Annotated in this window: 21 protein-coding genes and 1 pseudogene; 18 read left to right on the forward strand and 4 right to left on the reverse strand. The window is 70.8% G+C overall.

Annotated elements, in window-relative coordinates:
• Positions 1-102: 102 nt before the first annotated feature.
• On the forward strand, positions 103-1284 hold the full coding sequence (locus tag H343_RS0119145) for a ferrochelatase (protein ID WP_078505890.1): 1182 nt from the start codon (positions 103-105) through the stop codon (positions 1282-1284).
• Between the two features lie 173 nt (positions 1285-1457).
• Positions 1458-2267, forward strand: coding sequence for an inositol monophosphatase family protein (locus tag H343_RS0119150; RefSeq protein ID WP_028432473.1), 810 nt, complete (start codon positions 1458-1460; stop codon positions 2265-2267).
• A 76-nt stretch (positions 2268-2343) separates the two neighbouring features.
• On the opposite strand, the gene H343_RS35605 is transcribed toward H343_RS0119150, so the two are convergent.
• Positions 2344-2517: a hypothetical protein gene (locus tag H343_RS35605; protein ID WP_199778955.1), complete on the reverse strand. Its 174-nt coding sequence runs from the start codon at positions 2515-2517 to the stop codon at positions 2344-2346.
• A 310-nt stretch (positions 2518-2827) separates the two neighbouring features.
• Between H343_RS35605 and H343_RS0119160 the strand changes: the two genes are divergently transcribed.
• The 4 genes from H343_RS0119160 (at position 2828) to H343_RS31540 (ending at position 6362) form a co-directional block, all read left to right on the forward strand.
• Positions 2828-3481: a response regulator transcription factor gene (locus H343_RS0119160; RefSeq protein ID WP_028432474.1), complete on the forward strand. Its 654-nt coding sequence runs from the start codon at positions 2828-2830 to the stop codon at positions 3479-3481.
• A gap of 5 nt (positions 3482-3486) precedes the next feature.
• A complete protein-coding gene (locus H343_RS0119165; protein ID WP_486586957.1) occupies positions 3487-4767 on the forward strand; it encodes a sensor histidine kinase in 1281 nt (426 codons plus the stop codon).
• A gap of 397 nt (positions 4768-5164) precedes the next feature.
• Entirely contained in the window at positions 5165-5464 is a 300-nt protein-coding gene (locus H343_RS0119170) for a DUF4193 domain-containing protein (protein ID WP_028432476.1), read from the forward strand.
• A 19-nt stretch (positions 5465-5483) separates the two neighbouring features.
• Positions 5484-6362, forward strand: coding sequence for a hypothetical protein (locus H343_RS31540; protein ID WP_486586958.1), 879 nt, complete (start codon positions 5484-5486; stop codon positions 6360-6362).
• A 10-nt stretch (positions 6363-6372) separates the two neighbouring features.
• Here the strand turns inward: H343_RS31540 and H343_RS0119180 are convergent, their stop codons facing one another.
• Positions 6373-6861: a DUF3093 domain-containing protein gene (locus H343_RS0119180; RefSeq protein ID WP_028432477.1), complete on the reverse strand. Its 489-nt coding sequence runs from the start codon at positions 6859-6861 to the stop codon at positions 6373-6375.
• Positions 6862-6955: 94 nt separating this feature from the next.
• On the opposite strand from H343_RS0119180, the gene H343_RS0119185 reads away from it, so the two are divergent.
• The 5 genes from H343_RS0119185 to H343_RS31545 all read left to right on the forward strand — a co-directional run bounded on the left by H343_RS0119185 (position 6956) and on the right by H343_RS31545 (position 10372).
• On the forward strand, positions 6956-7576 hold the full coding sequence (locus H343_RS0119185; RefSeq protein WP_051265544.1) for a PaaI family thioesterase: 621 nt from the start codon (positions 6956-6958) through the stop codon (positions 7574-7576).
• The gene (gene dut, locus H343_RS0119190) at positions 7573-8094 is read left to right on the forward strand and encodes a dUTP diphosphatase (RefSeq protein WP_028432479.1); all 522 of its coding nucleotides are present in this window, start codon (positions 7573-7575) and stop codon (positions 8092-8094) included. Before H343_RS0119185 ends, dut begins: the two co-directional genes overlap by 4 nt.
• A 1-nt stretch (position 8095) precedes the next feature.
• Positions 8096-8881 (forward strand): DUF3710 domain-containing protein, encoded by a 786-nt coding sequence (locus tag H343_RS0119195; RefSeq protein ID WP_028432480.1) that lies wholly within the window; start codon positions 8096-8098, stop codon positions 8879-8881.
• A gap of 169 nt (positions 8882-9050) precedes the next feature.
• A complete protein-coding gene (locus H343_RS0119200) occupies positions 9051-9467 on the forward strand; it encodes an OB-fold nucleic acid binding domain-containing protein (RefSeq protein WP_028432481.1) in 417 nt (138 codons plus the stop codon).
• Complete coding sequence (locus H343_RS31545; protein WP_078505894.1) at positions 9464-10372, forward strand: DUF3159 domain-containing protein; 909 nt, start codon at positions 9464-9466, stop codon at positions 10370-10372. The genes H343_RS0119200 and H343_RS31545 overlap by 4 nt, the downstream gene beginning before the upstream one ends.
• Positions 10373-10423: 51 nt before the next feature.
• On the opposite strand, the gene H343_RS0119210 is transcribed toward H343_RS31545, so the two are convergent.
• Together H343_RS0119210 and H343_RS0119215 are read right to left on the reverse strand one after the other, a co-directional pair.
• Positions 10424-11101, reverse strand: a complete 678-nt coding sequence (locus tag H343_RS0119210; RefSeq protein ID WP_028432482.1) for a potassium channel family protein — start codon at positions 11099-11101, stop codon at positions 10424-10426.
• Positions 11102-11135: 34 nt separating this feature from the next.
• A complete protein-coding gene (locus tag H343_RS0119215; RefSeq protein WP_028432483.1) occupies positions 11136-11804 on the reverse strand; it encodes a potassium channel family protein in 669 nt (222 codons plus the stop codon).
• A 78-nt stretch (positions 11805-11882) separates the two neighbouring features.
• On the opposite strand from H343_RS0119215, the gene H343_RS31550 reads away from it, so the two are divergent.
• The 7 genes and pseudogenes from H343_RS31550 to H343_RS31560 form a co-directional block, all read left to right on the forward strand.
• Positions 11883-13928, forward strand: a complete 2046-nt coding sequence (locus H343_RS31550; protein WP_486586964.1) for an APC family permease — start codon at positions 11883-11885, stop codon at positions 13926-13928.
• Positions 13929-14278: 350 nt separating this feature from the next.
• A complete protein-coding gene (locus H343_RS0119225) occupies positions 14279-15310 on the forward strand; it encodes a 2,5-dihydroxypyridine 5,6-dioxygenase NicX family protein (RefSeq protein WP_028432484.1) in 1032 nt (343 codons plus the stop codon).
• 51 nt (positions 15311-15361) lie between these two features.
• Positions 15362-16630, forward strand: a complete 1269-nt coding sequence (locus H343_RS0119230; RefSeq protein WP_028432485.1) for an FAD-dependent monooxygenase — start codon at positions 15362-15364, stop codon at positions 16628-16630.
• Between the two features lie 106 nt (positions 16631-16736).
• Positions 16737-18155: an MFS transporter gene (locus H343_RS0119235; RefSeq protein ID WP_028432486.1), complete on the forward strand. Its 1419-nt coding sequence runs from the start codon at positions 16737-16739 to the stop codon at positions 18153-18155.
• 166 nt (positions 18156-18321) lie between these two features.
• Positions 18322-19191: an FAD binding domain-containing protein gene (locus tag H343_RS0119240; RefSeq protein ID WP_028432487.1), complete on the forward strand. Its 870-nt coding sequence runs from the start codon at positions 18322-18324 to the stop codon at positions 19189-19191.
• Positions 19188-21599, forward strand: a complete 2412-nt coding sequence (locus tag H343_RS31555; RefSeq protein WP_051265547.1) for a xanthine dehydrogenase family protein molybdopterin-binding subunit — start codon at positions 19188-19190, stop codon at positions 21597-21599. The genes H343_RS0119240 and H343_RS31555 overlap by 4 nt, the downstream gene beginning before the upstream one ends.
• Positions 21596-22099: pseudogene (locus H343_RS31560) on the forward strand ((2Fe-2S)-binding protein); the annotation flags it as partial. The gene H343_RS31555 and the pseudogene H343_RS31560, both read left to right, overlap by 4 nt.
• Positions 22100-22230 lie beyond the last annotated feature (131 nt).

Here is a 22230-nt window from a genome sequence, read left to right on the forward strand (position 1 = left end):
GATCGGATCATACTCACGGTCCATGACCCCCGGCTCGTGCGGTCGGGGCTGCCACCGGGAGGCAGAGCGTCTCCGCCCGCCCGGGGGTGACAGGATCGGGACATGTCCGAAGCGCTGACCTCTCCCGATCCCGCCGACGGCCCAGCTCCCCGGAACGGCCACGGCCCCGACGGCGCCCTGCCCTACGACGCGCTGCTGCTGTTGTCGTTCGGCGGGCCGGAGGGCCCCGACGACGTCCTGCCCTTTCTGGAGAACGTCACCCGCGGCCGCGGCATCCCGCGCGAACGCCTGGCCGAGGTCGGCGAGCACTACTTCCTCTTCGGCGGGGTCAGCCCCATCAACGCCCAGTGCCGCGAACTGCTGGACGCGCTGCGCGAGGACTTCGCCCGCACGGGAGTGGACCTGCCCGTCTACTGGGGCAACCGCAACTGGGCCCCGTACCTCACCGACGCCCTGCGCGAGCTGGCGCGAGACGGCCGCCGCCGCGTACTGACGCTCGCCACCAGCGCCTACGCCTCCTACTCCGGCTGCCGCCAGTACCGCGAGAACCTGGCGGAGGCCCTCGCCACGCTGGAGTCCGAGGGCCTTCGCCCGCCCCGCGTGGACAAGCTGCGGCACTTCTTCAACCACCCGGGCTTCGTCGGGCCGATGACGGACGGTGCGCTGTCCGCGCTGGCCACGCTGCCCGAGGCCGTGCGGGACCGTGCGCACCTCGCCTTCACCACCCACTCCATCCCCACCGCCGCAGCAGAGGTCTCCGGACCGCCGCACGCGCACGGTGCGGGGGGCGCGTACGTCGCCCAGCACCTGGACGTCGCGCGGCTCGTCGCCGACGCCGTACGGGAGCGCACCGGCGTCGAGCGCGAGTGGGAACTGGTCTACCAGTCGCGCAGCGGCCCGCCACGGGTCCCCTGGCTGGAGCCGGACATCTGCGACCACCTGGAGTCGCTGCACGGCCGGGGCGCGCCCGCCGCCGTGATGGTGCCCATCGGCTTCGTGTCGGACCACATGGAGGTGCTCTACGACCTCGACACCGAGGCCGTCGCCAAGGCGCAGGAGCTCTCCCTGCCCGTGGCCCGTTCCTCGACCGTCGGCGCGGACCCGCGGTTCGTGGCGGGCCTCAGGGAACTGGTGCTGGAGCGGGCCGCCGCCGAGCGTGGCGCGCGGCCCGAGCGCTGCGCCCTGGGCACGCTGGGACCCAGCCACGACGTGTGCCCCGTCGGCTGCTGCCCGGCCAGGACACCGAAGCCCGCCGCGGCGGGTGCGGACAGCCCCTACGCGTAGGTCAGGGGTGAGCCGGCCCTCCCGAGGGGGAAGCACAGGGGCAGGAGGACGAAGACACCCTGCGCCGGCACAGCGGCACAGCGGCACAGCAGCGCACCAGCGCACCAGTACGGCAGCACAGCGTCACCGGACCGACAGCCACAGAGCAGCACGACCCGCCAGCAAGGAGAACCGTGAGCGCTCCGCTCGGCCAGCTCAAGGCCGAACTCCTCGAACTCGCCCTGGAGGTGGCCCACCGGGCCGGTGCCCTCCTCCTGGACGGCCGCCCCGCCGACCTGGAGGTCGCCGACACCAAGTCCAGCGCAGTCGACGTCGTCACGGAGATGGACCTGGCCTCCGAGAAGCTGATCACCGGCTACATCGGCGAGCACCGCCCGGACGACGGCTTCCTCGGTGAGGAGGGGGAGTCCTTCGAGGGCACCAGCGGCGTCCGCTGGGTCGTCGACCCGCTCGACGGGACCGTGAACTACCTCTACGGGCTGCCGGGCTGGGCCGTCTCCGTCGCCGCCGAGTTCGAGGGGGAGACCGTCGTCGGCGTGGTCGAGGCCCCGCCGCGCCGGGAGACGTTCCGTGCGGCGCTCGGTCACGGCGCCTTCTGCAACGACCAGCCGCTGCACTGCCGTCCCGCGCCGCCGCTGGACCAGGCACTGGTCGGCACCGGGTTCAACTACGTCGCGGCGCGCAGGGCCGCGCAGGCAGACCTCGTACGGCAGCTCATCCCGCGCGTGCGCGACATCCGCCGCTCCGGCTCCGCCGCCGTGGACCTGTGCGACGTCGGCGCCGGGCGGCTCGACGCCTTCTACGAGCGCGGGCTGCACCCCTGGGACCTGGCCGCCGGCGACCTCATCGCCCGCGAGGCCGGTGCCCGCACCGGCGGCCGGCCCGGCCGGGAGCCCGACGGCGAACTGGCCCTCGCGGCCTCCCCGGGGGTCTTCGAGATCCTCCAGCCCCTCCTGGACCGCCTGGGCGCCTGGCACGACTGAGCCCCGGGCGCTCGGTGCCCGGGGCTCAGGGAGGGGACAGGGTGAAGGCCGGCGGCCTCGGCCGCGGCCCGGTGGCTCAGGCCGTCGCAGCGCCGATCTGCACGCCGTGCTCGGCGGCGATGCGGCGGAGGTCTTCCAGTTCGGCCTGTTCGACGTCCACGAGGAAGTCGTCGCCCGACTCGCGAGCGCGGCTCAGATCGGTTTCTGTGTTCTGTATGCGCTGCAGGATTCCGGCAGTGAACGCGTCCATGGTGCGCCCCCTCGTCATGGGTCGGTGGCACAGAGCTGTGCCGAGGGTCCTGTCGATCTGATCACGGCGTGCTTCCCTGGCTGGACGGTCGGCAGCCTGCCGGCTAGCCGCCTTCAGGGCGTGATCGCGGGGTGTGCCCCTCGTCCTCCCCCTCGGCAACCTCAGAGAAACCTCAAGGTGCACAAAAAATCTGACGAGCTGGGTGGGGCCCGCTCTTACCGCCGATTTACCGAGGTACGGGGCAGGATGACAGCACTGTGATCCCCCGCACCGCACACCCGCGGACCCGTGCCCGAGGAAGGAAGGCGCCGTGCGTGTACTCGTCGTCGAGGACGAGCAGCTGCTCGCCGATGCCGTGGCGACCGGTCTCCGCCGGGAGGCCATGGCCGTCGACGTCGTCTACGACGGTGCCGCGGCCCAGGAGCGTGTCGACGTCAACGACTACGACGTCGTCGTGCTCGACCGCGATCTGCCCCTCGTGCACGGCGACGACGTCTGCCGCAAGATCGTCGACCTCGGCCTCCCCACCCGGGTGCTGATGCTCACCGCCTCCGGCGACGTGAGCGACCGCGTCGAGGGTCTGGAGATCGGCGCGGACGACTATCTGCCCAAGCCCTTCGCCTTCTCCGAGCTGGTGGCGCGCGTACGGGCGCTCGGCCGCCGCACCACCTCGCCGCTGCCTCCCGTTCTGGAGCGCTCCGGGATCAGGCTGGACCCCAACCGCCGCGAGGTCTTCCGCGACGGGAAGCAGATCCAGCTCGCGCCGAAGGAGTTCGCGGTCCTGGAGGTGCTGATGCGCGGCGAGGGCACCGTCGTCTCCGCCGAGCAGCTGCTGGAGAAGGCGTGGGACGAGAACACCGACCCCTTCACCAACGTCGTACGGGTGACGGTGATGACCCTGCGCCGAAAGCTCGGTGAGCCCGCGGTGATCCACACCGTTCCCGGCGCCGGATACCGGGTCTGAGCGCCGTGAGTGCCCCCACCAATCCCCCGGGCGCCGCACGGTCCCCGCAGCAGCCGCCCGTGCCGGCCGCGGCGCCGCCGAAGCCCACCTGGGACCCGCGCGAACCCTCGCGCCCCCATCCCTGGCTGCGGCCCACCATCCGGATACGGCTCACCCTGCTCTACGGCGGCATGTTCCTCATCGCCGGCATGGTGCTGCTGACGATCATCTATCTGCTGGCGGCACAGGCGCTGCACGAGGGCAGCAAGCTGCCCTTCCGCATCCTCAACGCCAACGCCCAGCTCACCTCCGACAGCTGCCCGGGGCTGACCGGCACGCTGCCGAGCGGCCAGTTCATGGAACGGCTCAGCGAGTGCACGGACGCGCAGCGGGCGGTCGCTCTGGACGAACTGCTCCAGCGCTCTCTGCTGGCGCTGCTCGGCCTCGCCGTGGCCGCCTTCGCCTTCGGGTACGTGATGGCCGGCCGGGTGCTCTCGCCGCTGGGCCGCATCACCCGTACCGCGCGCCAGGTCGCCAGTTCCGACCTGCACAAGCGGATCGAGCTGGAGGGCCCGGACGACGAGCTGAAGGAGCTCTCGGACACCTTCGACGAGATGCTCGACCGGCTGGACCGAGCCTTCACCGCGCAGCAGCGCTTCGTCGCCAACGCCTCGCACGAACTGCGCACGCCGCTCGCGATCAACCGCACGCTGCTGGAGGTGCAGCTCTCCGATCCGCAGGCCTCTCCCGAGCTGCAGCAGCTCGGTAAGACGCTGCTGGCCACGAACGAGAGGAGCGAGCAACTCGTCGAGGGGCTGCTCCTGCTGGCCCGCAGTGAGAACGAGATCGTCGACCGCAAGCCCGTCGATCTGTCGGAGGTGGCCGGACAGGCCGTCGAGCAGGTGCGCGCCGAGGCCGACAGCAAAGGCGTGGAGCTGGGCGGAGTGCGCCGGCCCGTCTACGTACAGGGGAACGGTGTGCTTCTCGAGCGCGTCGCTCTCAACCTTGCGCAGAACGCCGTGCGTTACAACCAGCAGCAGGGCGGCTGGGTCGCGGTCGGTACGGAGGCTGTCGCGGGGCACGCGGTGCTCGTGGTGGAGAACACCGGCCCCGCGGTCCCCGCGTACGAGATCGACAACCTCTTCGAGCCCTTCCGGCGGCTGCGCACCGACCGTACGGGCAGCGACAAGGGCGTCGGCCTGGGGCTGTCGATCGTGCGGTCGGTGGTGCGGGCGCACGGCGGGACGGTGACGGCTCACCCCCGTGAGGAGGGAGGCCTTGTACTGCGGGTTGTACTGCCGGTCTGAGATGATCATGACTTGGAGGGGAAGTGCCGTCAGTTCGCTATATGCGGAATTTGTCCCGCGGGTGCGCATCGCCGGGCTTTGTGATCGATCACACACGCGAATCCCGTGCTCCTACCCTGGGTGATCTCGTTACGGGAGGAATTACCGGAAAATCCAGGTTTCCGCAGGTGGGAATCGTGGGCAGTACCCGGGGTGCGTGCGCGCACTGCGACCAGGGGACCGTCTAGGGTCCTCCTCGACAGCCGACGCGATCACCTCTTCAGGGGTGCGGTTGGGTGTCGATCGAGTAACAGACCTTGATGTGAGGCAAAATCTCCGCCTCAGGTCGGGCACAACTCCGGCCTCTCACGCGTTACGTGCGCTGGAGACACCAAGAAACCCAGAGGGGGAGAGCGAAATGGCAACGGACTACGACACCCCACGCAAGACCGATGACGACGTCAATGAAGACAGCATCGAGGAGCTGAAGGCCCGGCGGAACGACAAGTCCGCGTCCAACGTCGACGTGGACGAGTTCGAGCAGGCCGAGGGCCTGGAGCTGCCCGGTGCGGACCTCTCCAACGAGGAGCTGTCCGTGCGGGTCCTGCCGCGGCAGGCCGACGAGTTCACATGCATGAACTGCTTCCTCGTCCACCATCGGTCCCAGCTCGCCGCCGAGAAGAACGGACAGCCGATCTGCCGCGACTGCGCGGCCTGAACGGAGTGGGGCTGCCGTAGTGGCGGACGAAGACGCGCGTGAGGACGAGCGGGGCGGGCCTGACCAGCACTCCTCGCTCGTACCGCTGCCCGCGCAGCCGCGCTCCCGCGGCCGGCTGCCGTGGCCGCGGAGGGGGCGGGGCGCAGACAAGGCAGGTGCGCATGACAAGGGCGCCGAGCCGGCAGTGCCGTCGCAGGAGGAGGCCGAGGGGGGAGCCGAGGCCACGAGACGCAGCAAGCTGCGCGGCTTCATGGGCGTGGTCGCCGACCGCGTCATCGACGTCGCGCCGCGCATCCCGGTGCGCGACCTGGCGACGCTGCGCCGGCAGTTCCCCGGCCTCGGGCCGGAGGAGATCGCGGACAAGCTGGTGCTCGGGGCGGTGCGCGGCTCCGCGACCGTCGGTGCCGGCGTCGGGGCTGCCGCGATGCTGCCGGTGCCGCCCGCTATGCCCGCCGAGCTGGCCGCCGAGATCGTCGGTGTCGCCTCGGTGGAGCTGAAACTCATCGCCGAGCTGCACGAGGTCTACGGCCGGCGTCCGCCGGGGGACACCTCACAGCGTGCGGCCGCCTACCTCGGAGCGTGGACGTCCGAGCGCGGCATCGACGTGACCAGACCGACGACCCTCAACGCCGCCCTGGGCGGCCAGATGAAGCGTGAGCTGCGACAGCAGCTGCTCAAGCGCACCGTGCGCAACCTCCCGAACCTGACGCCGTTCATGGTCGGTGCCGCTGTCGGCGCCGTGATGAACAGCCGTGACACCAGGAAGGTCGCCGACAAGATCCGTACGGATCTGCGCTCCGCGGGCCACGGCTGGGAAGAGCTGCCCCACGGACAGCAGGGCGAGGACGGCGTTCCCGGCGCACCCGCCCTTCCGCCCTTCCGGCCCCCGTCGCCCTGAACGCGCCTCCTCACCCTGGACGCGGCTCCGCGGGCGGTCCGGTGCCCGCGCCGGACGCACGGAGTGCGTCCGCCAGCTGACGCGGGGTGCGCGTGGAGAGATAGATGTAGGGCGTCGGGTCGTCCGGGTCGGCGACCTCGACGCGGACCGCGGTGGGAATGTAGCTGCGCAACAGCATGTGAGCCCGCGGGTCGGCCTTGTGCCGCCTCCAGGCGAGGGCTTCCTCCCCCTCCAGCACATGTGCCTTCCCCAGCGCCGACAGGGGGACACGGGCGTCGCCGGCGACCAGCGACCCGGCCACGACACGGACGCGCGCCGAACCGTAGGAGCTGACCATCACGGCTGCGAGCGCGGCTCCCGCCACCAGCCCGCCGAGCATCGGCAGTGTCCCCAGGGGAAGCATCATCAGCGCCGCGGCGACGCCCGCGAGCGCGGCGATGAGCCACCAGGAGCGGGGTGCGGTGAGACGTTCGTCGTAGGGCCGTTCCCGAGCAGACATGGACCCAGCTTGGCACGGCGGCTCCGCCCGTCCGCCAGGTGCCCGCACCCCGCGCGGCCATTACCGGTCGGTCACACGGGTAAGGTCTGCACACGTGAGTGCAGCCCCGTCGAACGCGCCGGACCCCCGGCCGGAACCACCGAAGAGATCGCTGACGCCGCCGCCCGGCGCGGTCGCCGCGGTACGCCACCCCGGCGCACCGGCTCCCGGAGAACTGCTGGGCTCCCACTACCGGCACTGTTTCGGCTGCGGCGGCGCCCAGGAGCACGGCCTGCACCTGGAGGCCAGGGCGGGCGAGGGCGTGAACGTCACCGCCGAGTTCACCGTGCGTCCCGTGCACCAGGGCGCTCCCGGCCTCGCGCACGGCGGCGTCCTGACCACGGCGCTGGACGAGACCATGGGCTCGCTGGGCTGGCTGATGCAGGTGATCGCGGTCACCGGACGGCTGGAGACGGACTTCCTGCGTCCCGTGCCCGTGGACACCGTTCTGCATCTCGACGCGACGGTCACCGCCGTATGGGGACGGAAGATCTACACCAGGGCGACAGGGCGGATCGGGGGCCCGGACGGCCCCGTGGCCGTGCGCGCGGACGCCCTGTTCATCCAGGTGAAGGTCGAGCACTTCACCGACAACGGACGGGACGAGGAGATCCAGGCCGCCATGGCCGACCCCGACCAGGTCCGCCGCGCCCGAGCCTTCGAGGTGAACCCGTGACCAGGCATCCCGTCGACGTACTGCTGCGCCGCCTCGACCCGGACGTCCCGGTGCCCGCCTACGCGCACCCCGGCGACGCCGGCTGCGACCTCGTGACCACCGAGGCGGCCGATCTCGCGCCCGGCGAGCGCGCCGTTCTGCCCACGGGCGTTTCGATCGCGCTGCCCGACGGGTACGCGGCGTTCGTGCACCCCCGCTCCGGGCTGGCGGCCCGCTGCGGCATCTCTCTGGTCAATGCTCCCGGAACCGTCGACGCCGGGTACCGTGGGGAGATCAAGGTGATTGTGGCCAATCTTGATCCGCGCGAGTCCGTGCGGTTCGAGCGACTCGACCGCATTGCCCAACTCGTCGTCCAGCAAGTGGAGAAGGTGCGTTTCCACGAGGTGGCGGAGTTGCCCGGCTCGGCACGGGCCGCGGGGGGATTCGGCTCCACAGGCGGCCACAACGAAGCCGCCGCACAGCAGAATGACTACGTTCCGGTCGGAGCCGACCGGCATGCCGACCTGAGAGGACAGTGACGTGTTCGGACGTCGTCGCAAGAAGAGCGAAGAGCCTGAGGGCGCCTCGGACGACTTCGGGACGGACGGGCAGGACGCCGCCCAGAAGGCCGACCCCGCCGACTCCGTCACCGACGCCGAAGCGGCCCGCGTGAAGCTGCCTCCGCCGCCCCGTCCCGACGGCCCCTGGGACGTCAGCGAGGTGACCGACCCCGCAAACGGCCGGGTGAACCTCGGCGGCATGTACGTGCCGGGCGTGGAGGGCATGGAGCTGCGGGTCGAGGTCGCCGGCGAGTCGATCGTGGCCGCCACGCTCGTACTGAGCGACAGCGCGGTCCAGCTCCAGGCGTTCGCGGCCCCCAAGCGTGAGGGACTGTGGGAAGAGGTACGCGAGGAGATCGCGACCGGTATCACCAAGCAGGGCGGCATCATCGACGAGGTGGAGGGCCCGCTGGGCTGGGAGCTTCGCGCCCAGGTCCCGGTGCAGCTCCCGGACGGCACGAACGGTGTGCAGGTCGTGCGGTTCGTCGGTGTCGACGGCCCGCGCTGGTTCCTCCGCGGCGTCATCTCCGGCCAGGGCGCGGTCCAGCCGGAGGCGGGCGTCCTGCTGGAGCAGGTCTTCCAGGACACCGTGATCGTGCGCGGAGACTCCCCGATGGCTCCCCGCGATCCGATCGTCCTCAAGCTGCCCGAGGACGCCCAGATGGTTCCGGACGGTGTGCAGCAGGAGACCGTCGAGGAGGGCTCGCGTTTCGCGGGTGGCCTCGACAAGCTCCAGCGCGGCCCGGAGATCACCGAGGTGCGCTGAGCGGGCCTTCCGTCGTGCCTGCCGTGGGGCGTCCGTGTGTGCGGGCGCCCCACTTCCGTGTGACGGGCGGGAGCGCACGGCGCTGCGGGCCCCCGGGGCCCTGCGAGGCGGGTCTCGGCAGGTTCGGCCGGCCGGGTTCCGGGCACCCTCTCACCGGTACGCTGGCATCATGACTGGCTCCATCCGGGCAGAGAAGGCACCACGGGGCGGGGGCGGGCGCTTCAAGCGCTTTCTCGAGCGGCTGTCCTCCTCCGAGGAGGACCTTCACTCGCAGGAGCTGCGGGCTGCGGCCGACAGCAAGGGATGCACACGCATCGCCCAGTGCCACGACCGGCAGATCGTGCGCGTCACGGGTACGCTGCGCACCGTTACCCTGCGGCCACGCGGCGGGGTGCCGACGCTGGAGGCGGAACTGTTCGACGGGTCCGCCGCTTTGGATGTGGTCTGGCTGGGCCGTCGCGCCATCGCCGGGATCGAGCCGGGCCGCATCCTGATCGCCTGGGGGCGGATATCCCTCAACCACGGCCGCCCGGTGATGTTCAACCCCAAGTACGAGCTGCGACCCTCGGACAGGAGTAGCGGGTGACCCCCCTCGACAAGCCGGCCCCCGGCGGAACCGGCGCACGGACCGGTACAGGCCCGGAGACCGGAGCCGGAGAAGAGACCGACAGTGAGGCGGCCGCACCGCGGGCCGTCACCGAAGCCGCCCTCTTCGAGGCTTTCGGCGGTGTGCGCGGGCTGGTGGAGACGACCGTTCCCGGTCTCGTCTTCATCACCATCTACACGGTCAACAAGGACATCCACGCCGCCGCGCTGACAGCCCTCGGCCTCTCCGCCGTCATGGGGGTCTTCCGGCTGATCCGCCGGGACACCGTCAAGCACGCCTTCAGCGGCGTCTTCGGAGTCGCCTTCGGTGTCCTCTTCGCGATGATGACCGGCAACGCCAAGGACTTCTATCTGCCGGGCATGCTCTACACGTTCGGGCTGGCGCTGGCCTACATCATCACCTCGGCCCTGGGCGTGCCCCTGCTCGGCCTCGTGCTCGGGCCGGTCTTCAAGGAGAACCTCTCCTGGCGCAAGCGCAACCCCGGGCGCAAGAAGGCCTACACGAAGGCCAGTTACGCCTGGGGCTTCATCCTCCTCGCCAAGTGCGCCATCCTCTTCCCGCTGTACTGGTGGGCGGACACCACGCAGTTCGGCTGGGTGACGATGGCGCTGAAGATCCCGCCGTTCCTGCTGGCCGTCTATCTGACGTGGATCTTCCTGGCCAAGGCTCCGGCGCCGATCAACGTCATCGAGGAGATGGAGGCGGAGGAGAAGGCCGAGGAGGAGCGTGAGCGGGCGAGGCGCGAGGAGAGCGACGTGCTCGACGCGGCCGGCGGCCAGGTCGTCGACGACGCCTCGCGTGCGCTGCTCGACGAGTCCGCCCGAGCCCCTCAGGCCGACGCGGGCACCGACCCCGGGACGGGCGGCGGGCGCCACAGCCGCTGAGCCGAGCCGCGGGGCCGGCGGCGGGCGGCCGCCGGGCCCGCTCCCCGGGCGTTACTCCTCGTCCGGTTCGCTGCGGACCGAGAGCAGGTCCTCCAGCTGCGTCTCCCGTGCGGGGGCGGCGACGAACAGCAGCTCGTCCCCCGCCTCCAGGACGTCGTCCGCGTCGGGCACCAGGACACGGTTGCCGCGGATGATGGTGACCAGGGCGGTGTCCTCCGGCCACGTCACATCGCCGACGCGGGTCCCGGCGAGCGCCGCCTCCGGCGGCAGCGTCAGTTCGACGAGGTTCGCGTCACCCTGGGAGAAGCGCATCAGCCGCACCAGGTCGCCGACGCTGACGGCCTCCTCAACGAGTGCCGACATCAGCCGGGGCGTGGAGACGGCGACGTCGACGCCCCAGGATTCGGTGAACAGCCATTCGTTCTTGGGGTTGTTGACACGTGAGACGACCCGCGGCACCCCGTACTCCGTCTTGGCGAGCAGTGAGACGACGAGGTTGACCTTGTCGTCGCCGGTGGCCGCGATCACCACGTTGCAGCGCTCCAGAGCCGCCTCGTCGAGCGAGGTGATCTCGCAGGCGTCGGCCAGCAGCCACTCCGCCTGCGGCACACGCTCCACCGAGATCGCCGTCGGCGCCTTGTCGATGAGCAGCACCTCGTGCCCGTCCTCCAGCAGCTCGCCCGCGATCGAGCGGCCCACGGCGCCCGCGCCCGCAATCGCTACCCTCATCGGCCGAGTCCCCTGTTCGCTGTGCGTGCGCCGTTCACGAGCGGGCCTCCTCGGGCCCGCGGGAGAAGGCTGCCTCCACCTGGTCCATCTGGTCGCAGCGCATCATCACGTGGACCAGATCGCCCTCCTGGAGGACCGTCTCGGAGGTCGGAAGCATCGCCTCACCCACCCGCGTGAGGAAGGCGACCCGCACTCCGGCCTCCTCCTGGAGCCTGCTGATCCGGTGCCCTACCCACCTTGTGGATGTGTGCACCTCCGCCAGCTGCACTCCGCCGCTGGGGTCCCGCCACAGCGGCTCGGCACCGGAGGGCAGCAGCCGCCGCAGCATCTGGTCCGCGGTCCAGCGCACCGTCGCCACCGTGGGGATGCCCAGGCGCTGGTAGACCTCGGCCCGCTTGGGGTCGTAGATGCGTGCCGCCACGTGCTCGATGTCGAACATCTCCCGGGCCACGCGGGCCGCGATGATGTTCGAGTTGTCACCGCTGCTGACGGCTGCGAACGCGCCGGCCTCCTCGATGCCGGCCTCCCGCAGGGTGTCCTGGTCGAAGCCCACCCCGGTCACGCGGCGACCGCCGAAGCCGGACCCCAGACGGCGGAAGGCCGTCGGGTCCTGGTCCACGACAGCGACCGTGTGCCCCTGCTGTTCCAATGCCTGTGCGAGCTCAGCGCCAACCCGGCCGCAGCCCATGATCACAACATGCACGCCCGTCCCTCTCGTCACCTACAGCGGGCCGTCTCAGCATCGCACGGCTGACCGCATACGATCCTCCCCGTGCCCAGGATGACCCATCTACCCAAACGCCTTCTGCTGGGGCGTGCTCTTCGCAGCGACCGCTTGGCCGAGACGCTGCTGCCCAAGCGGGTCGCGCTGCCGGTCTTCGCCTCCGACCCCCTCTCGTCGGTCGCGTACGCACCGGGGGAGGTGCTGCTGGTCCTGTCGGTCGCCGGGGCTGCCACCTACCGCTTCAGCCCGTGGATCACCCTGGCCGTCGTGGTGCTGATGTTCACGGTCGTCGCCTCGTACCGGCAGAACGTACGCGCCTATCCCTCCGGCGGCGGCGACTACGAGGTTGCCACGACCAACCTCGGCCGCCGTGCGGGGCTGACCGTCGCCAGCGCCCTGCTGGTCGACTACGTGCTGACCGTCGCCGTCTCCATCTCCGCCGGCATCGAGAACCTCGGCTCGGCCGTCCCCTTCGTCGTCGAGCACAAGACCGCGACCGCGGTGGGGACCATCGTCCTCCTCACGCTGATGAACCTGCGGGGCGTGCGGGAGTCGGGCAGGCTCTTCGCCATCCCCACCTACTGCTTCGTGGCGGGCGTCTTCGCGATGATCGTGTGGGGCGTCATACGCGGGTGGGTGCTGGGCCAGGAGATGCGGGCGCCCACCGCCGACTACGGGATCAGGGCCGAGAGCGGCGGTGATCTGGCGGGCTTCGCCCTCGCCTTCCTGCTGCTGCGTGCCTTCTCCTCCGGCTGTGCGGCGCTGACCGGTGTCGAGGCGATCAGCAACGGTGTGCCGGCCTTCCGCAGGCCCAAGTCGAAGAACGCCGCCAACACCCTCGCGATGATGGGTCTGATCGCCGTCGTCATGTTCGTCGGCGTGATCCTCCTGGCGCTGGCCACCGGGGTGAAGATGGCGGAGTTCCCGGCACGGGACCTGATCATCGACGGCGAACCGGCGGGCGCCGGATACGCGCAGGACCCGGTCATCTCGCAGGTCGCGATGGCCGTCTTCGGTGACGGCAGCCTCCCCTTCCTCTTCCTCGCGGCGGCCACCGCCCTTGTGCTCTTCCTCGCCGCCAACACCGCCTACAACGGCTTCCCGCTCCTGGGCTCCATCCTCGCCCAGGACCGCTACCTGCCGCGCCAGCTGCACACCCGCGGCGACCGTCTGGCCTTCTCCAACGGCATCGTGCTGCTGGCGGGGGCGGCGGCCATACTCGTCGTCGTCTACGAGGCCGACTCCACCCGTCTCATCCAGCTCTACATCGTCGGTGTCTTCGTCTCCTTCACGCTCAGCCAGACCGGCATGGTCCGGCACTGGAACCGGCTGCTGCGTTCTGAGACCGACAGCGGCGCGCGCCGCCGCATGCACCGCTCCCGCATGATCAACACCTTCGGCGCGTTCTGCACCGGCCTCGTCCTGGTCGTCGTGCTGGTGACGAAGTTCTCGCACGGGGCCTGGGTCTCGCTGCTGGGCATGCTCTTCTTCTACGGCCTGATGACGGCCATCCGAAGGCACTACGACCTGGTGGCGGAGGAACTGGCCGCGGACGACCCGGAGGAGAAGCGGGTCAAGCCCTCCCGCGTTCACTCCATCGTGCTCGTCTCCAAGACGCACAAGCCGACGCTGCGCGCCCTGGCCTACGCACGGCTGATGCGCTCGGACTCGCTGGAGGCGCTGACCATCAGCGTGGACGTGGAGGAGACCGCGCAGCTGCGCAGGGAGTGGGAGAAGGCGGGCATCGACGTCCCGCTGAAGATCCTCGACTCGCCGTACCGCGAGATCACGCGCCCCGTCATCGAATACGTCAAGCGGCTGCGCAAGGAGAACCCCCGTGACGTGGTCAGCGTCTACATCCCGGAGTACGTCGTCGGCCGCTGGTACGAGCAGCTTCTGCACAACCAGAGCGCGCTGCGCCTGAAGGGGCGGCTGCTCTACACCCCCGGCGTCATGGTCACCTCCGTGCCGTGGCAGCTGGAGTCCTCGGAGGTGGCGCGGAAGCGTCTGAAGAGGCGCGCGGACTGGGACGCGCCCGGCTCCGTGCGCCGTGGGCCGGCGGCGGGTTCCGCGCCGGGGAAGCGCAACGGGCGCGAGAGGTAGGCCCGGGATCAACGGGCCCCGGGCAGGCGCGAGTTGAGTGCGAGGGCGCGCCGCGGAGGCTTTCCCGGGCCGCTCCGCGGGGGCCCGGACGTTGATTTCCGCCGTGAAAATTCGGCGTCAACTCGTGGGCGAACCCTTGCCAAGCCGAGTTAGTACGTGTTCGGATTAGTTCCACCAGGCACTCACGGCCTGTGCATCTTTGCTGGTCAGAGCCCAAGCGGAGGGCCGTATTCGGCCTGCGCTCGTTCCCGCGTTCAAGGCGACGCACTGCTGACGCCGCTCCCGTACCCCGGTGAGGCGGCGTCCCGTGGCCCCCATAGCTGAAGCGAAGACTCCTGGAGGAAGACCCCATGTTCGATCTGTCGTCCGTAGACCTGCTCGACGCCTTCACCCGCGAGCTGGAGCTGTGCAAGGTGCGGGAGGGCGAGCACGTCGTCGTCCTGGCCGAGCCCGCCAGCCGCGGGGACTACGTCGCAGCGGCCTTCGGAGCCGCGAAGTCGCTCGGAGCCCACGTCATCGCGGCGACCGTGCCCGGCGGCAGCCCCGCGCCGATGCCCAGCACCCACACCGGAGCCGGTCCCGGACTGACCTCCGTACTGGAGGACACCACCGCGCAGGACCTGCTGAAGTCGGCCGACCTCGTCGTCGACCTCACCCAGGAGGGCTTCATCCACGCCCCCGTGCAGCAGGAGATCCTCAAGGCGGGCACCCGGATCATCTTCGTCTGCGACGCCCCCGACGTGCTCATCCGCAACCTCCCCCAGGAGGGCGACAAGGACCGGGTCCTCCAGGCCGCGGGGCTGCTGAAGCGCTCGTCCACGATGCACGTCACCTCCGAGGCCGGAACCGACCTGACCGTGCAGCTGGCCGGCGCCCACCCCGAGTTCCAGGTCGGCTTCGCCGACGACCCCGGCCGCTGGGACCACTGGCCGAGCACCATGGTCCTGTGCTGGCCGGAGTTCTCCGACGGCCGGCTGGTGCTGGCCGAGGGCGACATCCTGCTGCCGTTCAAGGAGTACGTCCGCGACCCCGTCACCCTGCAGATCTCCGGAGGGCACATCGAGAAGGTCTCCGGCGGCGGCGAGGCGAAGCTGCTGGAGGCCTTCTTCGCCGACGCACAGGACGAGTGGGCGCGCAGCCTCTCCCACATGGGGTGGGGCCTGATGAAGAGCGCCGACTGGTTCGCCACCGCCATGTACGGCAAGGGCGACCTGATGGGCATGGACGCCCGCGCGTACGCCGGCAACTTCCTCTGGTCGACCGGGCCGCACCCCCATCTCGGCCGTGAGTCCTACTCCCACCTGGACATCGCGATGCGCGGCTGCTCCGTGGCCGTGGACGGCACGGACGTCGTGACCGGCGGCCGGCTCGTCGAGAGCTGACCGCATCCGCAGTCCGTACGCGAAGTCCACCCCGCACGCCTTGGAGGAACATTGGCGTCGAGCCAGTCTTTCGAAGTCACCGTCGTCGGCGGCGGTCTGGGCGGTCTCACCGCTGCCCTCGCCCTGCGGCACCGGGGCATCCGGGTCACCGTCCTGGAACAGGCCCCGCAGCTGGGCGAGGTCGGCGCCGGAATCCAGACGGCCCCCAACGCCAGCCGCGTCCTGCTCGGACTCGGTCTGCGCCGGCAGCTGGAGGCCATCCACACCGAGCCGCAGGACCAGGTGCGGCGGCGGTGGAAGGACGGCAGCGTCGTCGGCCTGACCAGGCTGGGCCGGTTCTGCAAGGAGAGGTACAACGCCCCGTACTGGCACTACCACCGCGCCGACCTGCACCGCGTGATCATGCACGCCTGTACGGACCCCGACGGCCCCGGCCCGATCGTCCGGCTGCACACCGACAGCAAAGTCGTCGAGCTGGACCGCACGAACCCCCTGCGGCCGGCCGCCGTCACCGCGGACGGCGGCCGCCACGAGTCCGACGCCCTGATCGGCGCGGACGGCATCCGCTCCCGCGTGCGCGACCTGATGGGCGGGGAGGACACGCTGCTCTTCTCCGGCGAGATGGCCTACCGGGCGCTCATCCCCGGCGATCTGATCGCCGCCGACCCCGCCACGCGCTGGCTGGTGGACCGCTACCAGAGCACCATCTGGTACGGACCCGACCGGCATCTCGTGCACTACATGATCCGCGGCGGCGAGTACCTCAATGTCGTGGCGTGCGTGCCGTGCAGCGAGGAGGCCGCCGAACGCTGGGTCGTACCCGCCAGCGCGCAGGAGCTGACCGAGGCATTCCCCGGCTGGGACGACCGCGTCCCGGCGATGCTCTCCAAGGCCAAGGAGGACGTCTCCTGCTTCGCCCTCCACTACCGGCGTCCCGACCCGGTGTGGATGGAGGGCAGCGTGGCGCTCCTGGGGGACGCCTGCCATGCGATGCTTCCCTACCAGGCACAGGGCGCCTCGCAGGCCATGGAGGACGCCGCCGTACTGGCCGAGGAACTGGGCGCCGTCACCGTCGACGGCATCCGGGGGGCGCTGCGCCGCTACGTGGACCGGCGGGCCAAGCACGCCGGGATGGTGCAGCAGGCGTCGCTGCGCAACAAGACCTTCTACCACTACCCCGACGGGCCCGAGCAGCGTGAACGCGACGCGAAGCTCGCGCACTTCGACGGTGAGTCCGACGTCTCCTACGACTGGCTGTGGAGCGGCACGCCGCTCAACGACCCCGACCTGGAGGCCTTCTCCTACCAGTTCTCCCGGTGAGCTGCGCGGGCGCGCCGTCGTGGCGGCCCGCTGACAGGCGAGCGAACCGGCGGCTGTTCCCGATGCCAACACCGCGCACGTGCCACACCGAACCGTGGAGCAAACCGTGAAGACAGGCGATCAGATAGTCCAGGAACTCCCCTGGAAATGGGGCGTCCAGGGCAAGATTTTCATCATCGGTGGTCTCGGCTACCTGTTCGACGCTTGGGACATCGCACTCAACGGCTTCCTGATGCCGTTGCTGAGCAAGGACTTCGACCTGACCCTCAGCCAGAGCGGCCTGGTCGCCACGGCCAACCTCGTCGGAATGGCGGTCGGCGCCGTCGTCTGGGGCGGAATCGCCGACCGGATCGGGCGCAAGAAGGCGTTCAGCGCCACCCTGCTGATCTTCGCCGTCTTCTCCGTGCTGGGGGCGCTCTCGCCCGACTACTCGGTCTTCCTCATCCTGCGTTTCCTGGCCGGTGTCGGCCTCGGCGGCTGTATACCCGTCGACTACGCCCTGGTCAGTGAGTTCTCGCCGAGGAAGCACCGCGGCCGCATCCTCACGGCCCTGGACCTGTGGTGGCCCATCGGCGTCACACTGTGCGGACTCGTGGCCACCATGATGGTGCCCCTGCCGGGCAACTGGCGCTGGATGCTGGCGACGATGGTGCTGCCCGCGCTGCTGCTGTTCTGGGTGCGCCGCGGCGTCCCGGAGTCGCCGATCTACCTCACCAAGGTGGGCAGGGCGGCCGAGGCCCGCAAGATCATCGACGACCTTGTGGCCCGTACCGGTGCCGTGCCCGAGGAGTACGAGATCCCGGTGCCGGCGGCGGGCGAGGGCTCCGACAGGCCGAAGGGTCTGCGGGCCGGCGTCGACCAGTTCCGCAGGCTGTGGAAGTACAACCCGCGCATCACCTCGGTCTCCTGGCTGCTGTTCATCACGATCATGCTGGTCTACTACGCGGCCCTCACCTGGATGCCCTCGATCCTCAAGGAGGAGGGCTACAACGACACCGCCTCCTTCATGGGCCCCACGCTGATGAGCGGCGTCGGCATCCTGGGCGTACTGGCCTCCACCTGGCTCGTCGAGATCATGGGCCGCAAGTGGCTCATCGGGGTCTCCGCCCCCGTCGCCACGGCCGCGCTCGTGGGATTCGCCGTGATGCTGAAGGCGGAGACGGCCGCACTCATCTGGATCGCCGCCTTCGGCTTCCTGATCCAGCTCACCATCCCGGTCCTCTACGCCTACGCCGCCGAGCTGTACCCGACGACACTGCGCGCCAGCGGCTTCGGCTGGGCGTCCTCGGTCAGCCGGGTCAGCACCGGGTTCGCACCGATGCTCTTCGGCTCGGTGATGTGGCCGCTGCTCGGGCTGCCGCTGACGTTCGCCGCGCTGGGCGTGGTCGTCCTGCTCGCCGTCGGCTGGATGGCCGTCGCCGCCCCCGAGACCAAGGGCAGGTCGCTGGACGACATCGACGAGGGAGAGGTGGACGGGCCTGCCGGCGTCCCGCGTCCGGTGCACAAGGAGCCCGTCCAGGGCTGAGGCGCGGGCACGGGTCTTGGGTCTTGGGTCTTCAGGGCCCGTGCCCCCGCCGCCGGTCGCGGAGCCCGGTGGTCCGTCACCGAAGCGCGGGCCACGAGCACACGGCACACGGCATCGGCATCGGCACCGGCATGGAGCACAGCCCGGGGGAGCGGAGAGGAGAGAGATGAAGCCCGCTGCATTCACCTATCACCGCGCGCGTGACGTCCGCGGCGCCGCCCGCCTGCTCGCCGGACTCGGCGACGAGGCGAAGGTCATCGCGGGAGGCCAGAGCCTGGTCGCGATGATGAACTTCCGTCTCGCCCGGCCCGCACACCTGGTCGACATCGGCGGGCTCACCGGCCTCGGCGGCCTGCGTACGGACTCCGGCGGTGCCCTGCACATCGGCGCACTCACCACGCACCACGCCGTGGAGCGCGCCCCGGCAGGCGTGCTCGGCCCCGGCTTCGCCGTCATCCGTGACGCCATGCGCTGGATCGGCCATCTCCCCATCCGCACCCGCGGAACGGTCGGGGGCAGCCTGGCGCATGCCGACTCGACAGCCGAGTGGGGGCTGCTGGCGGTGCTGCTCGACGCCGTGCTGGTGGCGGAAGGCCCGGACGGTGAACGCCGCATCCCGGCGGGGGAGTTCTTCCAGGGGTACTACACGACCGCGCTGGAGCCCGACGAGATCCTCACCGAGGTCGTCTTCCCACGTCCCGCTCCGCGGGCCGCGCTCACCGAATTCGCCGAGAGGCAGGGCGACTTCGCGATCGTCTCGGCGGCGGTGGACCTCCGGCTCTCCCCGGACGGCGGCACCGTGACCTCCGGTCGGGTGGCGCTGGGCGGCGTCGCCCCGCTGCCCGTGCGCATGCCCCGGGCCGAGGAGGTGCTGGGCGGCGGGACCGCGCCGGGCGCCGGACTGTTCGCCGAGTGCGCCGCCGTGGCCGCGGAGTCCGCCGATCCGCCCGGTGACGGCAACGGCAGCGCGCACTACCGCAGGTCCCTCATCCGCACGCTCGTGGCCCGCGCATGCGAGGAGGCGATGGCCCGATGACCGCAGCAGGGCGGCACCGCGAGAACGACAGCAGGAGCGGCAGCGACGCCGCTGCCGGGGCGAAGGAGAAGGGCAACTGGGTCGGCGCGTCCGTCGGACGCCGTGAGGACCCCCGGCTGGTGTCCGGACGCGGCCGGTTCACCGACGACATCGACCTGCCCGGCATGCTGCACGCCCAGTTCGTACGCAGCACCGCAGCCCACGCCACCGTCACCTCCCTCGACCTGTCGGCGGTCCGGCAAGTACCGGGTGTGGTCGCCGCGTTCAGTGCCGAGGACCTGGGCCTGGCCGACATCACCGCGCGACTGGGGCGCCCCCCGGCCGAGTTCGTCCCCACCGCCATGCCGGTGCTCGCCCGCGACCGCGTCCGCTACGCGGGGGAGCCGCTCGCGGTGGTCGTGGCACGGGACGCCTACGCCGTCGAGGACGGTCTGGAGGCGGCCAGGGTGACCTACGAGGTCCGCACCCCCGTCACCAGTGAGGAGCAGGCCCTCGCCGAGGGAGCTCCCCTGGTGCACGACGAGGCGAGCGCCAACACGCTCCTGGACGTCTCGATGTTCGCGACGGAGGGGATCGACACCACCTTCGACGAAGCGCCCTGCGTCGTCCACGTCGAGTCCAGGACCGGACGCCAGAACGCCCTCCCGCTGGAGACCAGAGGCGTCGTCGCGAGCTGGGACCACCGCGAGGACCAGCTGCTGCTGCAGACCTCCACGCAGGTGCCCCACCAGGTGCGTACGGCGGCCGCGCGGTGCATCGGTCTCGACGAACGGGCGGTGCGGGTCGTGGTGCCCGACATGGGCGGCGGCTTCGGGCAGAAGTGCGTCGTGGGCCGCGAGGAGATCGCCGTCGGCGCGGCCGCGATGAAACTCGGCAGGCCCGTGAAGTGGATCGAGGACCGCAAGGACGCCCTGAGCGCCTCCTTCCTCGCCCGTGAGCAGCACTACGACGTCCGCGCGGCCTTCGACGGCGACGGCCGCATACTGGGGCTGGACGCGACCATCGTGTGCGACATGGGCGCGTACTCCTGCTACCCCTTCACCGCGGGCATCGAGCCGCTGATGGCCTCCGCCGAGATGCCCGGCGTCTACAAGGTCCCCGCCTATCGCGTACGGGCACGGGCGGTGACCACCAACAAGGCGCCCACGGCGCCCTACCGGGGCGTGAGCCGCCCGCAGTACGTGATGGTGATGGAGCGGCTCTTCGAACGGGCCGCGCGTGAACTGGGCCTGGAGGCGACTCAGCTGCGCCGCCGGAACCTGATCACCGACTTCCCCTACACCGGCGTCAACAACATCACCTACGACCCGGGTTCGTACCGGGAGTCGCTCGACCTGTGCGAGTCGGCGGTGCGTGAGGAGGGCTGGTACTCCGTCAAGGAGGAGGCCGCCGCACAGGGACGGCACATCGGCATCGGATACTCCTGTTTCAGCGAACGCACCGGCTACGGCTCGGCCGCCTTCGCCCAGCGCAAGATGGAGGTCGTGCCGGGCTTCGACATCTCCGAGGTGCGCATGGACACCAGCGGCGCACTGGTCGTCACCACCGGCACCATGAGCCACGGCCAGAGCCACGAGACGACCCTCGCCCAGATAGCGGCGGACGAACTCGGTCTGGACATCGAGCGGGTGCGCGTCCACCAGGGCGACACCGACCGCATCACCTACGGATTCGGCACCTTCGCCAGCCGCTCCATGGCCATCGGCGGCAGCGCGGTCAGACTCGCGGCGGGCAAGCTCGGCGAGAAGCTGAAGCTGATCGCGGCGGGCGTCCTGGACAGCCCGCCCGAGGAACTGGAGCTGGGGGAGGGCCTGGTGCGACGCCCCGCCGACGGCAGCACAGTCCCCTACGGTGAACTGGCCGACATCGCCCACCTCAAGGCGCACCTGCTGCCCAAGGACGTCGAGCCGGGTCTGACCGCGACCGCCTCCTTCGACGTCTTCAACGACGGCACCTTCTCCAACGCCACCCACGGCGTCGTGGCCGAACTCCACGAAGGGACCGGCCGGGTGGAGATCCTGCGCTACATCTGCGTCGAGGACTGCGGCGTCGCCATCAACCCCAGGGTCGTCGACGGCCAGACCCGCGGCGGCATCGCACAGGGCATCGCCGGAGCGCTCTTCGAGCAGGTCACCTACGACGAACAGGGCGCACCCTCCGCCGTCAGCTTCATGGACTACAAGGTCCCCACTGCGCTGGAGATCCCGGAGGTGACCATCCACCACCTGGAGACGCCCTGTGCGTTCACGGAGACCGGGGCCAAGGGCGTCGGCGAGGGCGGCACCATCGGGGCCCCCGCCGCGGTGCTCAACGCCGTCAACGACGCGCTCCGCCCGACCGGAGTGGAGCTGAACGACACCCCCGTCACCCCGGAGACCGTCCTCGCCGCACTGGAGCACACCTCATGACGGACACCACGCACCAGCCGCAGCAACAGCAGCTTCTCGGCCTGCACGTCAACGGCGAGACCCACGAACTGCTCACCGAGCCGCGCCGCACCCTCGTCGACGTGCTCCGCCACGAACTGCGCCTGACCGGCACCCATGTGGGCTGCGAGCACGGGATCTGCGGCGCCTGCACGGTGCTGCTCGACGGGCAGCCCGTAAGGGCCTGCCTGATGTTCGCAGCGCAGGCGGAGGGCCACGAGATCCGCACGGTCGAGTCGCTGGCCGACGGCTACGAACTGAGCGACCTGCAGCGGGCGTTCGCCGAGCACCACGGCCTGCAGTGCGGCTTCTGCACTCCCGGCTTCCTGATGCTCGCCGAGGGGTTCCTGGCCGAGCGGCCCGAGGCTTCGAAGGAGGAGATACGGGAGGTCGTCGCCTCCAACATGTGCCGGTGCACCGGCTACCAGACCATCGTCGAGGCGATCGACGACTGCGCCGCCCGCCGCAGGGCCGCCCTGCGGGAGCGGCTGGAGGGCGGCGCGGAGCAGCAGCACGGGGGCGGACACGCGGGCGGGAGCGGCGGGTTCCCCAGCGGCGGATTCCCCCGCGCCGGCGAGAACAGCGAGACCGTGCCGCCGTCCGGTGCGGCATG

The sequence above is a fragment of the Streptomyces sp. TAA204 genome, assembly GCF_000424965.1.